6 protein-coding genes are annotated in these 16,016 nt (G+C 59.9%); all 6 read right to left on the bottom strand.

Annotated elements, in window-relative coordinates; all coding sequences use genetic code 11:
* Positions 1-207 precede the first annotated feature (207 nt).
* The 6 genes from sixA to R3F72_RS07585 all read right to left on the bottom strand — a co-directional run bounded on the left by sixA (position 208) and on the right by R3F72_RS07585 (position 15,821).
* Positions 208-672, bottom strand: a complete 465-nt coding sequence (gene sixA / locus R3F72_RS07610) for a phosphohistidine phosphatase SixA (protein ID WP_303853040.1) — start codon at positions 670-672, stop codon at positions 208-210.
* Positions 672-1,721 carry an NAD(P)H-dependent glycerol-3-phosphate dehydrogenase gene (locus tag R3F72_RS07605; protein WP_087719031.1) on the bottom strand — a complete coding sequence of 350 codons (1,050 nt, stop codon included), beginning with the start codon at positions 1,719-1,721 and terminating at the stop codon, positions 672-674. Before R3F72_RS07605 ends, sixA begins: the two co-directional genes overlap by 1 nt.
* A gap of 180 nt (positions 1,722-1,901) precedes the next feature.
* Positions 1,902-3,344 (bottom strand): NAD(P)(+) transhydrogenase (Re/Si-specific) subunit beta, encoded by a 1,443-nt coding sequence (locus R3F72_RS07600; protein WP_332779340.1) that lies wholly within the window; start codon positions 3,342-3,344, stop codon positions 1,902-1,904.
* 16 nt (positions 3,345-3,360) lie between these two features.
* Positions 3,361-4,932, bottom strand: coding sequence for a Re/Si-specific NAD(P)(+) transhydrogenase subunit alpha (locus R3F72_RS07595; RefSeq protein WP_332779339.1), 1,572 nt, complete (start codon positions 4,930-4,932; stop codon positions 3,361-3,363).
* A 1,062-nt stretch (positions 4,933-5,994) separates the two neighbouring features.
* A complete protein-coding gene (locus tag R3F72_RS07590) occupies positions 5,995-12,888 on the bottom strand; it encodes a malectin domain-containing carbohydrate-binding protein (RefSeq protein ID WP_332779383.1) in 6,894 nt (2,297 codons plus the stop codon).
* A gap of 1,658 nt (positions 12,889-14,546) precedes the next feature.
* Positions 14,547-15,821, bottom strand: coding sequence for a hypothetical protein (locus tag R3F72_RS07585; protein WP_332779338.1), 1,275 nt, complete (start codon positions 15,819-15,821; stop codon positions 14,547-14,549).
* Positions 15,822-16,016 lie beyond the last annotated feature (195 nt).

Genomic DNA, 16,016 nt, shown 5'->3' with positions numbered 1-16,016 from the left:
GAGCGCGAGGAACGTGGTTTATCGCCGCTATCGTCCATCGACGTGACTACTCATCAGACTGTTCATCCATACGAAATCCATTCAGTTCGACGCTCGATTCTCGACATCAGACCTTCTGCCCTTTTGGCGAACATGAATGCTGTCAAGGTGATAGCGCAAACATGCCTCCGCCCATTTGCCAGTTGTCGTCGAGCTGAAACCGCCACCCTAAGAGGGAGAGAAGAAAGCCTTCAACGACGCACATCCGGCTGCCCAGACATCCGCTTCCAGCAATGCAATACCTGCCGTGGGGAACATGACGCCTGCGTTGGAGCGCCCCTCGGTCAGACGACCCGTGAGCACCCCGACCAGCGGCATGTGGCTGACGACGATCAAGGGCCGCGTCGCATCGAACAGGGTCAGCCGTTCGATCAGCGCGCCGACATCATCGTCCGGCGTCACGCCGCCGACCGTCTCGACTTCGCCGTGCATGGCTTCGGCAACCGCCCGTGCGGTCTGCTGTGCCCGATCGTAGGGGCTGACCCAGATCGTGGCGCCGGCCAGCGTCTGTCGCGAGGCCAGCCATCGGCCCGCCTCCGCGGCCTCGCCCTCCCCGCGGGTCGTCAACCGACGCGCCGCATCCGGGCTGCCCGGCCCTGCCTCTCCATGCCGGACTACCGCGAGCCAGCCCATCACTCGGGATCCGGCGCGAGTTCGTGAGCGCGGGATACCGACTCCCGCGACAGCATGAATTCGACGTCGCTGCTCTGCTCGCTCTCCATCAGCGCCTTGGCCATGTCCTTGGCCGGAATGCCGTCGAACATGACCCGATAAAGCCCCTGCGCCAGCGGCATGTAGATATCTTCCTGATGCGCCTTCTCGCACACCAGCTTGACCGTATTGACGCCTTCGGCCACCTGACCGAGCACTTCGATGGCGGAATCGAGATCGTGCCCCTGCCCCAGCGCGTAGCCGACGCGATAGTTGCGCGAGAGCTCGGAAGAACAGGTGACGATCAGATCACCAACGCCGGAGAGTCCCAGGAAGGTCATCGGGTTGGCGCCGAGCGCGACGGCGAACCGGCTCATCTCCGCCAGCGCGCGGGTCATCAGCATGCTGCGCGTGTTCTCGCCCATGCCCAGCGCGGCGGCCATGCCGGCCGCGATGGCGTAGATGTTCTTGAGCGAACCGCCCAGCTCGGCGCCGTAGCGATCGTTGCCGGCGTAGACGCGGAAATAACTGCACCCCAGCGCCGCCTGCACGTAGGCCCGCGTGACGGGATCGTCGCTGGCGATCACCGTCGCCGTCAGCTGCTTCTGAGCGATCTCGGCAGCCAGGTTCGGGCCGGACAGCGCTCCGATGTGCGAAGAGCCCGTCTCTTCCTCGATCACCTGACTCATCAGCTTGAAGCCGTCCGCCTCGATCCCCTTGGTGGTACTGACCAGAATCTGCTCGGGCCGCAGGTACGGCCGCGCCTGCTGCAACACCTTGCGGAAGGCCTTGGAGGGAATCGCGATGAAAACCACGGCAGCTTCGGCAACCGTCTCCGCCAGATCGGTGGATGCGACCACTGCCGGATTGATCGAGTAATCGGGCAGGTAGCGACCGTTGCGGTGTTCGCGATTGATCTGTTCCACCAGCGCTTCGTCGCGCAGCCACTGACGAACCTCGGCGCCATTATCGGCGGCGATGCTGGCGATGGCGGTACCGAAGCTGCCCCCGCCGAGTACCGCGACCGTCATGCGTTCTTCCGACCCGTTCTTGCCTGACCTGGTTTTATCCGACTCGTTTTTATCCGACTCGTTTTTATCCGACATAGCCGTTCCATTGACGATGAGCGATACCCACAGTGTAACGAAAAAACGCCCCGAAAACGGGGCGTTGATCGTGCAGGAAACGCGTTCAGCCAGACATCGCCGGGGCTAGTCGATCATCCCGACGAGGGAGTCGATGCTGGACCGGGCGTCACCGTAGAGCATGCGCGTATTGTCCTTGAAGAACAGCGGATTCTCGATGCCCGAGTAGCCGGTCCCCTGCCCGCGCTTGCAGACGAAGACCTGCTTCGACTCCCAGACTCTCAGTACCGGCATGCCGGCGATCGGGCTCGCGGGATCTTCCTGGGCCGCGGGATTGACGATATCGTTGGAGCCGATGACGATCACCACATCGGTGTTGGCGAAGTCGTCGTTGATCTCGTCCATCTCCAGCACGATGTCGTACGGCACACGGGCTTCGGCCAGCAGCACGTTCATATGGCCCGGCAGGCGCCCGGCCACCGGATGGATGCCGAAGCGAACCTCCTTGCCGGCCGCACGCAGCTTGCGCACCAGATCGCTGACCGCATTCTGCGCCTGCGCCACGGCCATGCCGTAGCCGGGCACGATGATCACGCTGTCGGCGTCGTTGAGCGCGCTGGCCACCCCGCCGGCGTCGATGGCGACCTGCTCGCCCTCGATCTCGGCCGCAGGCCCCTGCGGTCCACCGAAGCCGCCCAGGATGACGCTGACGAAGTTGCGGTTCATCGCCTTGCACATGATGTAGGAGAGAATCGCCCCGGACGAGCCAACCAGCGCGCCGGTCACGATCAGCAGGTCATTGGAGAGCGTGAAGCCGATCGCCGCGGCAGCCCAGCCCGAGTAGCTGTTGAGCATGGAAACCACCACCGGCATGTCGGCACCGCCGATGCCCATGATCAGGTGCCAGCCGATGAAGAACGCCAGCGCCGCCAGCAGCAGCAGTGTCCAGAACCCGGCGCCGTTGAAGTAAGCGATGGCCAGCAACAGACACAGCGCTACCGCTCCGGCATTCAGCAGGTGCCCGCCGGGCAGCTTGTGCGGCTTGCCACCGATCTTGCCTGCCAGCTTGCCGAACGCCACCACGGAGCCGGTGAAGGTGACCGCGCCGATGAAGACACCCAGCACCACCTCACCCTGCAGGAAGGCGAGTTCCGCCGGGGTCTTGTGGGCCAGCGTCGAGGCAAACGCCGACAGGCCATCGAAAGAGACGCCGGCCGCCTTGATCGCCATGACTCGCGCGCGCTCCAGTTCGGCATTCCAGCCGATGAAGACCGCAGCCAAGCCGACGAAGCTGTGCAGCGCCGCTACCAGTTGGGGCATTTCGGTCATCTCGACCTTGCGCGACAGCCACACGCCGATCAGCCCGCCGATCAGCATCATCGGGATCATCCAGCCATAGCCGCCGACCTTCGGGCCCAGCGCGGTGAAGACCACGGCAATCGCCATGCCGACGATGCCGTACCAGACCGCACGCTTGGCTTTCTCCTGGTTGCTCAATCCCCCCAGCGAGAGGATGAACAGGACACTCGCCGCGATCGCCGCGGCGGAAACGAACTCGTGTTGCAACATATCGATTCTCCGCGGATCAGGATTTCTGGAACATGGCGAGCATGCGGCGGGTCACCAGGAAGCCGCCGACGATGTTGATCGAGGCGATCAGCACCGAAAGCCCTGCCAACAGCGCCACCACCCAGCTGCCGGAGCCGATCTGCAACACGGCACCCAGAATCACGATGCCCGAAATGGCATTGGTCACCGCCATCAGCGGCGTATGCAGGGAGTGGCTGACGTTCCAGATCACCTGGAAGCCGACGAAGCAGGCCAGCACGAAGACGATGAAGTGCTGCATGAACGATGCTGGCGCGACCAGCCCCAGCAGCCACATCAGTACGCCGCCAGCGACCAGGATGCCGATCTGGCGCTTGCTCTGGGCCACGAAGGCGGCGTGCTCGGCCGCCTTCTTCTCTTCCGGCGTCGGCTCCTTGACCTTCTCCTTGGGCTTGGCGGCACCGATCGCCTTCACCTTGGGCGGCGGTGGCGGGAAGGTGATCTCGCCGGCATGGGTCACCGTCGCGCCGCGAATGACGTCGTCTTCCATGTCGTGCACCAGCACGCCGTCCTTCTCCGGCGTCAGGTCGGTCAACATGTGGCGAATGTTGGTGGCGTAAAGCAGCGACGCCTGTGTCGCCATCCGCGACGGGAAATCCGTATAGCCGACCACGATCACGCCGTTGTCGGTGACGATACGCTCATCGGGCACGGTCAAATCGCAGTTGCCGCCCTTCTCCGCCGCCAGGTCGACGATCACCGAACCGGGCTTCATCGCCGCGACCATGTCCTCGAGCCACAGTTTCGGCGCGGGGCGACCGGGAATCAGCGCGGTGGTGATGACGATATCCACCTCAGGTGCCTGTTCGCGGAACAGCGCCAGCTGCTTCTCGCGGAACTCGGGGCTGGAGGGCGCGGCGTAGCCGCCGGTGTCCGAGCCGTCCTGGCTCTCCTCGAAATCGAGGAACAGGAACTCCGCGCCCATCGACTCGATCTGCTCGGCGACTTCCGGGCGCACGTCGAAGGCACGAACCACCGCGCCCAGGCTCGTCGCGGTGCCGATGGCCGCCAGTCCGGCGACGCCGGCACCGACGATCAGCACCTTGGCCGGCGGCACCTTGCCGGCCGCGGTCACCTGACCGGTGAAGAAGCGCCCAAACTGGTTGCCCGCTTCGATCACGGCACGATAGCCGGCGATATTGGCGGTACTGGAGAGCGCGTCCATCTTCTGGGCACGCGAGATACGCGGGACCATGTCCATGGCGATGACCGTCGCGCCTTTGGCTCGGCAGCGCTCCAGATTCGCCTCGTTCTGTGCCGGCCAGAAGAAAGTGATCAACGTCTGGCCCGCTTTCAGCTGGTCGATTTCCGACTCGACCGGCTCCCGAACCTTGATCACCACGTCCGCCTCTTGCCACAGCGACGCCGCGCTATCGACCACGCTGACGCCGACCTGCCGGTACGCGTCGTCACCGAAGCCGGCGAGCTTGCCGGCGCCGCTCTCGATCAGGCACTCGTGCCCCAACTTCTGTATCTGCTGCGCGCTCTCCGGCGTCAGCGCCACTCGCGCTTCTCCCCTGGCGAGCTCCTTGGGCGCCCCGATCTTCATTGGCCTCTCTCCCGATGGTCAGCCATGCACCGATACTCCTCATGCTGTATATCGATAGTCGTATAGCAATGACGCACCACGCCTTGACCATTTACGGAAAGCCATGGCAGGAAAGTCGTCATCGTTTATCGCAGGACACTGCGGTAGGTGCCCACAGTTTTCCGGAGATCCATCAGGCGAATCAAGCGTTTAGGAGAAAAACCAACCCGATCAATATTTTATGGCAGGCATAACCAAAGCGTTATGTTTAAAAACAGCACTAAACTCTTGTTTTAAATATTAAAAGCCGGACCTACGGTTTCCGTTATCAAACATATAATGAATGACTTATTGCTACTGGATTCGACAAGGAAGCCCGCTTTTCTGCATCCCGCGCCTTGCACGACGAATTTGGCGCGGCAACGCGGTTACGCTTTGTCTGAAAAATGCCTGCGCTCGCCCATACTGCGTTAAAAATCGGCTCAAAAGGCTCATTTACTTCCCTGTAAACTCCGCTTTTTCGCCGATTTTTGCCTTGTCTGGCCATCGCTCGTCGATTTTTCAGACAGAGCTTAGTACTGAAACGTCGACCAGCCTCCCAAAAAAGCCGGCTGCAGGAGCCGGCATTCCGTCATCGGGACATATCCGATCAGGCATCGATCGGGATGAACAGGAGAGACAAACGGGAGGCGCGCTGGGCGACGGCGCCTCGATTACCTGCTGCGCCAGATGGGTACGCAGGACATCAAGCGGATTGACCCGCCGCATGGCAGCCAACCCGGCAACGCCGGCCCCTTAGGCGCTCCAATCTTCACTCGCTACCTCCCGATATTCAGCCATGCACCGAGATTCGACTTTCTCTCAAGAACATGCCACCTATCCAGAACGTGCCGCCTATCAAGAACGCGCCACTCCCGGGCCATCCATGAAAGCAACAGGGGAAAGCGCGTCGTTTATCTAAACTGCTCGGCCTTCCAACCCCTGAGGCTCCATGTGCAAAAGATGTTATCAGGCTATGGTAATGGTTATCGGGGCCTCTTCTGGATAGGCACCTACATTACCCGGGGCCCGACACCTGCTGTCTTATAAAACTTCTCCTCCCATAGCACTCTCGTTGATGCCAAGCAGACCAACTTCATCGCTGATTGACATAGCACTCATATCATCAACATCACTATTTACAGACATCGTTTCATTAAGTTCGCCATTCCCTAGCATGTAGGCTGCATCATTACTCGACTGGTTAATACTTGCGTAATCCGCCATAGTAATGGCAAGCGTTGGGGCAGTGCGATCACCACCGGCCGCCTCGATGTATCGAGTACCCCCAGCACCTTCTACCTTGACCGTGATTACATCTCCTGCGCTAAGCCCATTCTGAGCAACAAGAGAGTTAAGTTGATTCGCCAAGTCGATACCCGCAGTGATGTTTTCACCGTCCTGCCAGGTTCCTGAAGCCTGCCACACTTCCTCTTCTGCGAGATAGTTTCGGTCAGTAACCGAGCCGAACCCATCACCGTTGAGCGTATCTTCTACAGAGAAAGTCAGGGTCGTGTTCGCCGAGTGCGACCTATCAGACACCCAGTTGATAACCGCGCTGCCTATAGTATCCCCGTTATCCAGATTGATATTATCGGGTACAGTAAATTGCAGGCCGACAACGTAGGATCCTATTTCGAGATCAGGGCTAGAAACACTAAAGCCCTGCTCGACGTCATCGCTAGCTTGCTCGATTGCGGCTACAAAATAATCACCGGGCTCACTCTGTCCTTCAGGCAACACCACTAACTCAAAGCCTGTTGTAGCGGAGGCGCCATCCTCATCGACTACCTGAACTTCCAGCGAGTACCTGCCTTCGCCAGAAGTCGGCATGCCTGAGAAAGTCTTTGTTTGAGCATCGAACAAGACGCCATCGGGAAGATTCAGAGCTTCATACGTAAGCTCATCACCATCAAGATCGACGAAAACATCATCAGGAATCTCGAACACAAATCCGTCTTCGAACTTAATCGTCTGATCATCTATCGAATGATTAACGAAGGGCTCGGTATCGACCGGATTGCTGCCATCGACCGGCGTGCCATTGGAGACCATATAGATGGGTTGCGAGACCGGACCCAGCGCCAATCCTTCGGAGGTATTCGGGTTGTCAATGACTGATGCTACAAAGCCAAGCGGGAGGGTGTCATCCCCACCAAAGCTGGACGTGCCATTGAGGAAATCACCGTAGGTGAATGCTTGTGAGACGTCTGCAGTGCCGCTTGCCCCGAGTTGAACATCAACGATCTGGAACTCCGCCGCGTTGTTAGCCGGGAAATCCTTGTCAGCCAAGCGTTCCTCGACGGTATCGACGATATTGTTCTGGTCGTTGGCTACCGGCTGATGGCCCTTGGTCATCACCACCCTGACCCATTCACCTGCCGGGCCGCTGACGATGACAGACGGTACCACTCCGCCATAGGTACCTTGGCCGCCGGATGACACCCCGTTGACGGACAGCTCCGCCGTCAGGTTCGGCGACGCCTCGGTAATCTGAACCTGCGCGCCCGCCTGACTGCCATCGCTCATCAGTTGGCCACTGGCCGTGCTGCCGTCAGTGAACTTGATGTAGACGTTGGAACCGATGAGCTCTGCGCCGGAAACGCCCCCGACATCCCATGCCGGAACCGAACCGGTATCGACGCCCGCAGCCCCACCCTTGTCGAAGCCGGCAATGGAATTGGGGTCCATATCCCCGCTGAAGCCGACCACTTCGCCATTGGTAAAGCCGCCATCGTCCGTCGCGGAGAACTTCACCAGGGCGCCCCGGAAGCCGCCGTTATCGTTCGGATTGGACGGATCGGGATCGGCGCCCGGCAGGAAGTAATGCTCATAGCCGCTGGGCTGAATGGCACCGGTGTTACCATCACTATTGATCGCCCACTCCTTGAACGTAGTGTCTCCTCCCTTGCCATCGGGATCGAAGACGCTATCGCCGTAAAGGGCCGTAGTGACATCGAAGAACACGGCCGCGATCTTCTTGTCGCCGGTATTCTGGACCTTGAACGAGTCGTTGCCGTAGTTCGATATCTGGACATTGTTGTTGCCTGGCGTCACCGTCACGAGCGCCGAACCGATATCGCCTTGCCCGTAAGCGTCGCCGAGGTCGAGATTGGATGCGTCGAATATCTCCTCGATCTGCGTGGCTGGTACCGGGGGGGTGTCCGTATCGTCGTCGACTTCCATTGCCGTGACCTCGAGATAGTCATAGGCGGCGGTGAAGGGGGTTGCGCCACCGTGGGTATGGGTGACCCCGACGCCTACCGAGGCCGTCGGGCTGATGATGGCCTGCTCAAGCGAGCCGGTGAGGTCAAGCCCGTTGATCGTGACACTGGCATTGTTGGGTAACGCCGCTCCAGCGCTATCCAGCAAGGTGATCGTGGCATTGGCCGTCGCATTGCCACTGTTATCGACGACGACCTCCATGACCAGCTTAGCCTTGTCGAAGTCCGCAAAACCATACCCCCCCGGGAAATCGGCGCCAAGTTTGGCTTCGACATCGCTGTCACGTGTCGAGAACTCGATATCCTGCCCCACGCTGCCGAAGACCAGCTTCACGAAGTCGTCGCTGTTGACGCTGACGGCAATGCCCAGTTGCGAGTAGCTGCCTGGCGTCGTGGTGAATGGGTTATCGACCACCGTCTCCAGCACAAAGCCGCCCTCACGGACGATGCCAAGGTGATAGTCGTTCTGCGGCGTGTTGGCACTCCCGGTATCACCGCTGGTCGTCGTCACTCTAAGCTGGCCATTCTTGACCACCCCTGCTCCAGTATCTTCCTCATCGAACGCCGGGTTCGAGCTGGCCATCACGCCCGTAAAGCCATTCTGATACGGCGTTCCGTCGACATCGAAGTCCAGTCGCAGGTTATCGCCATCGGCGAGAGGCTGACCGTCGTCAGCGTCGTAGGCAAAGACATCGTCCCCGTTGCTGACACCGTCACCGTCTACATCACCGTCATCCTGATTGGCGATACCATCTCCATCGATATCCTCTTCCGAAGCAGAATCATCCGGTGCTTCCCCATCATTTGGCTGAATGCGCAGATAGTCATAGCTGGCATCGAAGTTCGGACCGCTACCGATAGAGGTCTGCGTGACTCCCACCCCGAACGTTGCCCCCTCGGTAACAATGGCCGTATTGAGCGGCCCGTCCGGCAGAGCGAGCGCCGGTAGCGCGGTCGAACCCAAAGCCTGCCCCGACGCGTCGAGGAAGGTCATGCTGCCCGAGAAGGTCGCCACGTCGTTGGCCACACTCGCGTCGAGCGCAATGACCACGTCGGCAATCTGCGCGATGCTGACACCGCTGGGCAGGCCGAAGGTCTGCTTGGTCTGCACTCCGCCATTCTCGTAGGAGTACTCGATCTGCTGGCCGCCGCCGGTATTGCCGAACGTGACCTTCAAATACTCGTTCTGGCTGAGACTGACATTCATGCCGAGCTGAGAATACTGCGCCGGCAGTGTCGGGAAGGGGTTGCCGAACTTCAGCGAAGCACTGAAACCGTCTCCTCCAGACACGCTGGTGTAGTAGTTGTCATTGGCATCGTTGCCGCCTCCGGCATCGCCGTCGGTGGTCCCGATGATCAGATTACCATCGGTAATCGTGGCCGTGCCGGTTTCTTCGGTATCGGTTTTCGAACCATCGGTGACGCCATCGAACAACTCTTCGAGCGTGTCGCCATCATTGAACTCGAGATTGACCGTTGAAGCATTCATATCAGCATCATCCTCGGTAACGCTACCGGTTGCCGAGGCGGACCCGGCATCGATGGTGAAGGCGGTGTCATCGACACCGGTCAGGGTGACAGTGACATCCTCCGGACCGTTATCCTGATCATCGTTGGCCACCTCGACTGCCAGCGTCCCGAGGCCGTCGCTGAAGCTCGCCGTGCGGGTCTCGGCCGTATCATCGACGGTCAGCTCCAGTTCGACCTCGCCGCTGAAGCCCCCCGAGGCGTTCAGACCGAAACTCAGCGCGGTCGTACCGTCATCGCCGTTTTCGACAACGGTTGGAGCCTCTGCGATGGAAATCGCGATCTGCGAACCGGGCTGATCGCTCAGGTCCGGCGAGGTCACGTTGAGGTGCTCCCAACTGGCCTTGAAGGATCCCACCGGATTGTTGTAATCGGTCGAGGTCACCCCGACAGCCGTTTCCCCGCTGGGGTCAGTCAGGTTGGCCAATACCGCGGCCGGCAGGGTTTCTGCGACTGCCGTTGCGAAACCCTCGGTCGGCTCGGCGCGCAGCCCACCCAGAACGCTATCGTTAGCATCAAAGAACGTCGCAATTGGTGTTACGGTGCCCGCGGCCTTGTCGATGGAAAGCGTGAGCTCGACCTTGGCGATATCCGCCAGTCCTGTTGAGGCATCGCTCAACATGTCCTCCAGACCGATGCGCGTGTCGATACTGCCCTTCGACCATATCTGTACCACCGTGCCACCGTTGCCGCCGAACACCAGCTTGATCAGTTGGTTGCTGTTCTGGCTACCCAAGCCAAAGACGATGCCTTGCTGGGCATAGTTGGGCACGGTCGTGGTATCCAGCCCCTGCCCTGCGAGCGCCTCGGGGAAGGGGTTATCGAAGCGTGACGAGATATTGATCTCGTTGAGGGATTCGCTGCCCAATGCCACGTGCTTGACGAAGTCATTGGCACTGGGGTTGGCCGCCTGGGAGATGTCGCCGTTGGACGTCCACACGACCAGCTCGCCATCTTCGACGGTCGTCACCACGGAGTCATCCGAGACATTGCCCAGCGTGCCGTCGAAACCACCCTCCTCGAGCGGCGATCCGGGATTCTCGAAATCAAGTTCGAGAATGGCACCGTCGGTCGAGTAGTTGGCGTAGACCGAGCTGGCTGTCGCGCCGTTGCCATTGTCATCGCCATCGAGCACCGCATTGGCGGCGACCGAAGCGGTGAGGGTCCCGGTCTGCCAGCCGCCGTTCGGTGCATCGAAGGTATAGGTGGCTACGCCACTGGCATCGTCGTAAGCCACCAGTGAAGGAGACACCGGCGCACCGCCGGCCGAAGACGAGACCGTTATGTCATTGGCATCGATCTGCGCCTGCGCAATGGCGTCATCGTCGGTATATCGAACACTGACGATCACTTGCCCATCGCTCGATTCCGGTGCATCGATCGACAGAATGCTGGCGACCGGCATGTCGCCATCGACGGCCTGATAGATGGCGATGGCGTTGAAGCCCGGCTCGCCGGTATCCGCACTGACGTCGATCACGATCTTGCCGTCGGTGACGATGACGTTCTTGGTCAGGACAACCGGCTTGTCGGCGCCGCCTGCCTGGGTGAAGGCATCGAAGTTTTCGGCGAATATCTCGCCCTGGATCGTGTAGTCACCTTGGCGCTGCCCCGCCTGGGACTGGTAAAGCTCGGCGAAATGCAGCTCGACGACATAGACACCATTGGGCACTTCGTAGGTGGCAGTATACGAACCGGCGGAAGAGTCCCGATAGGTATGGTAGGCCGAACCGTCGAGATCGATACCTCCGCTGTTGCTACCGGTGGTTCCGGCCTTGCCGTCGATATTGCTGCCTGTCTTGGTGCCTGGCGAGTAGTAATTGGGATTGTCCGCTTCGAGAGCGATACCCAGAATCGGGTCGTCGGTAATCGCACCGCCGTAGGTGTGCTTGTCATCGCCTTCGAGGCTGTTATCGATAGAGTCGCTAGTCGGGCCGACATTGATGGCACGTTGCAGCGCGCCCTTTACCAGACTGTCCAGGTTCGTGACGATGAAGGCGTCGGTCTCGTAGGCGGCAACGCCAAGTCCCGCGGTATCGGTGTAGCTACCGGCGGCAACGCCCACCTCGAACGAACCACTGCTCCATGCATTGCTGTCCGATGGCGGAGAAATCAGATACTGGATCGTGGCCGTCTTGCCATCGCTACTGAGCGTAATCGCGTCGCTGCCGGTTGCCAGCGAGACGTCTCCTGGCGTATATCCGGTAAAGATCAGTTCATCACCGGTGATGGACTGTACGTCGATGCCTGCATTATCGGTCACCACGACCGTGGCCAGAATGGCGCTGTCGTTATCGAGCGGTTGATCAAGCGTTATCGAGACCACTTCCGGCGGTGTCGCATCCTCGGATGGTACATAGGCGCCGCCCACCTTCCATACCGCCAGGCCGCTGATCTTGGCCTGGTTGACCGAGGCATCGAAGCCGATGTCGAGCACACCGTCAGTGACGGTGACGGCATAGGTCTTGACCACTTCGGTAGCGGCGCTGCCGACATCACCAATGATGTCGTAGTCATCCTCCACCAGTGCGTCTTCGACGCTGATATCAAAAACGCGCGCGCCGGTACCATTGCCGTTTTCCACCCCGTGGTAGATCTCGGCGAAGTACATATCGATCAGGTACTCGCCGTTCTCGACTGGAATCGAATACCCCCACTCCCCGGTATCCACTGCCGAACGCTCGGACTGATGCAGCGCATCGGGTACGCTGCCATCGACGTCGATTGCATTGACGTAATTCTTGGAGGCGACACCGCTGACCCAGCCACTGATCTCGGCATTGGTCATGTCGGACAGGAAATCGATCTGCTGATCACGCAGGGTGACACCGTTGATATCGGGCCCGCCCGAGCTGATGGCGGCAACCGGGGTCAACCCAGTCGCCGTGGTAATGCGCGTGCCGTTGGCGGTGGACGTAAAATTGAATACGGATGCGCCGGTGCTGGGATCGAAGTCGGCAAAATCCTCGCCGCTGAAGGTGATCGCCGTCTCGCCATTGATGGTGATGATCGCCGATCCGGCTTGATAGCTCACGTCGCTGGCATCGAACGAAGCACCCTGGACCACGACTTCATCGTCGGCAGAGAAATCGGTGATTTCCGTGCCGTCGAGATTATCCAGCGTCCCCTGGAAGCTGTCGGCACCGCCGCCCCCGGTAAACGTATTGTCTCCACTCCCGGCGATCATTACGTTGGCGCCGCTATTGCCCGAGGCATGGAAGTCTGCCGCGGAGCCGGAGCCATCGAAGTTCTCGACGCTACCGTCGAGCGGTGCCAGTTGGGTATCGGTACCCGTATAAAGAATGGTATCCACGCCACCAGAGCCCGCGGTGCCGACACCTTCTGCGGTGCTGGCCGCGATCTCGTTGCCGAATCCGTGGATGTGCAGGTTGTTGAAGTTGACCGGTGCCAGCGGTGCACCTTCGCTGGTTTCGGCAAGGAAACCGAAAGCCGCTCCCGATGATAGCTGGGTATCGTCATCGCCGATGGTGTGCGAGCCGGTCAGGATGTCCTGTAATACCCCTTCAGGCAGGGTGAAGCCTTCTAGCGGCAAAGCGGTGAACTCGTCTTGACCATTGAGACGATAATCGGCATGGAGGGCGAAATCGTTCGCCATGTCGATTTCGAGGCGCAGTTCGACCTCGGCGGTCCCGCTAGCGGCCAGCGCCGGCAAAGCCACCTGCGCCAAGGTTTGATAGTTGCTGTCGCCGATTTCGTAGCCGACCTCGAAACCCGGCTCGCCATTCACCTCGCCGAATACGAAGCGCACGAAGTTGGCTTGCGTGCCGTCACCGAACATGATGCCGGTCAGCTGTCCCTCCGCCACGCCTCCTGCCGTGGGTATCCAGTTCTGTACCTGCGTGGTCGCGACCAGACGTTGCACATCGTCGCTGGGATTGACACCCACATGCATGGCGTCGCGAACCCCGTTTTCCGAACCGACCACGCTGCCGGGAACCACGTTCTTGATCTGGAAGATCGGCGCGTTGGCGCCAGGAATGATATTGCCGCCGTTATCGAATAGCCCCGAAGTGCCCTGATCGGGATTGGCGTCCTGGTTGGGCGTTGAACCATCCAGCGCCGCGCCCATCAGACCGGTATCCGCGAGCGTTCCCGGATAAGGCGCCTCGGTCGGTTGAAAATCCAGGATGATTGCCTTGTCAGGCGTGAGTTCGAGGCCATTCGTGGCGCTGTACTCGAAGGGGTCATGGATATTGTCCACGCCGTCGAGATCATGATCCGTCGAATCACTGACTTCCGAGCCTGCCAGCGGCACGGCACCATTGTTCGGCTGCAGGATCTCGACCTTGGTACCGCTACCGCTGTAAACGGAGGCCCAGACCGAGCCACGAAATGCCGACTGATTGTCCCAGGCGGATAGATCATCACCGATCGAAGTCAGGCCCAAGGGACTGCCGGTCAGCTCCAGCGTGATTCGATCGGCCGCTTTCGTCGCTCCTGAGCCGCTTGCAGTCTGCATGACACCGTTCTCATCGCGCCCCATCACGATCAGATCACCGCCGCCGTACTGCGATGCCAGGATCGCTCCCGACATCTTGGTGTTTCCGTCATCGAAGACAGTCGAGGTGTACTCTGTCAGACCATTGATGGATCCGAGCCCCGTATCGAGCGAACCATCGGTATAGCCACCTTCCAGATAATTACCTTCGATGGGGTTCAGTGCAGCCACGACATCATCGAAATCCGAGGGTATGCCGGCTTCGCCCAGCACGCTCGACCCTTGAATACTCGATGGACTGCCGGGATTTTCGCTGACCAGATAGGCATTGCCATTCTCGGTGATGTAATACAGCTCTCCCGGGGCCACGCTGATCACGCGACTCGTCAGTTCTCCTGCACCTGCCCCGCCAGACGCGTTCTCGACGGTGGTGAACCAATCGATGACCGCATCGTAGTGGTCCTCGGATACCAGCAGAAAAGCGTCCTCGACTCCGTTCTTGGGGGTGAACAGCAAACCGGCTTCCCCCCGCTGGCGCGCGTCGGATTGGGATGGCCTCCATAAACCAGGGTCAGCGGCTCATCGAAATCCGGGTGCGTCATGGTGTAAGTCGCGGCCCCACCCTGCCCAGCGGAGAGAATGCGTCCGGCAAGATCGTCAGAACGCGTGATCTCGTGGAACTGATCGTAGTTCTTGGGATTCCAACCGTTCTCGAGGTTGATGGTGTCGCTACCGTTACCGTCGCCATTGTTCAGGTTGGTGGCGATATAGCCGGCTTGCTGTGCTTTGTCAGTAGTACTGCCGTTATCCCCTGCTTCACCGATGGGCCGGCCGCCCCAGCTGTTGTTGGAGCCGTTATCGTAAGTCCAGACACGCCCGTCTTCGGTGACCTCCACGTCATAAGAGTTGCGGTATCCCGCAGAATAGATCTGCACCGGGCCATCGGGATCGATCTTGCCACCATTGAATCCATCGTTGCCGCCGAACGGTTCGTTGCTATCCTCCGCACCGGCACGAGAGGGATCGTCGAGCGTCGGTACGTCATAAATATATTGTCGACCGCCATCCGTCTTGATTTCCATCGTCTTGAGTTGGTCGAGATCGACTTCAAGGATGGCACCGCTATAAGCGGTCTCCTGCTGGCCGGCAAAGTTGTTCGATGGCGCACCGGTATTGGAGTTGCCGCCACTCGCCACAATGAGCCGCTCGCTTACCAGATGACCATTTTCATCGAGCTCCTGGATGACCTCGAGCCCATTGAGAGCGTGATTTTCCTCGGAACGAGCCAAGCCACGAACGAGATCCACCGCATCCCAGCCATCTTCTGTCTGGGTCAGGCGCGTGATGATCCCTGAATTCGTGTCCAGCCCGGTATCGCCTCCGCCGCCGCCTGCACCAATGCGGCTATCGCTTGACGTGACATAAACGGTAACTGCAGGTTTGCCGTTGACAAGGACCGGAGCGCCGTTTTCATCGAACTGAGCGGTCACGTCGATTCCAGTGACCTCGCGACTATTCGAGCCGCTGCTCGAACCATCGTCATTATGGTTGGGAATGGTCTTTATCAGCGAAATGGTTTCGGCTTCGGTGACATAGAAGCTCGCTGCATTGTCCCCATCGTTCGGGTTGGGGTCGCCAAAAGCGACTGTCAGTACCTTCACGTCCCCGCTCACCTCAGTGACGTAAAGGCGGCCATCCACGCCCCAGTCGAGCGCCGTAGGCATATTAACCCGCCTCATTCACGAGGGTGCTGATTGAGCGGTCTGAAGGTACTGACTGGTGGCATCGCTTATCAGGATCGGCTTCTTCAGCGCGAATAGCTGTTGAGTAATGCCAAAACGCTGAAATTTCCCCGC

The organism is Salinicola sp. 4072, assembly GCF_036663415.1.
Taxonomy (GTDB): Bacteria; Pseudomonadota; Gammaproteobacteria; order Pseudomonadales; family Halomonadaceae; genus Salinicola; species Salinicola salarius_A.
The sequence above is the reverse complement of the archived record's forward strand: the minus strand, read 5'-3'. Positions and strand labels throughout refer to the sequence as shown.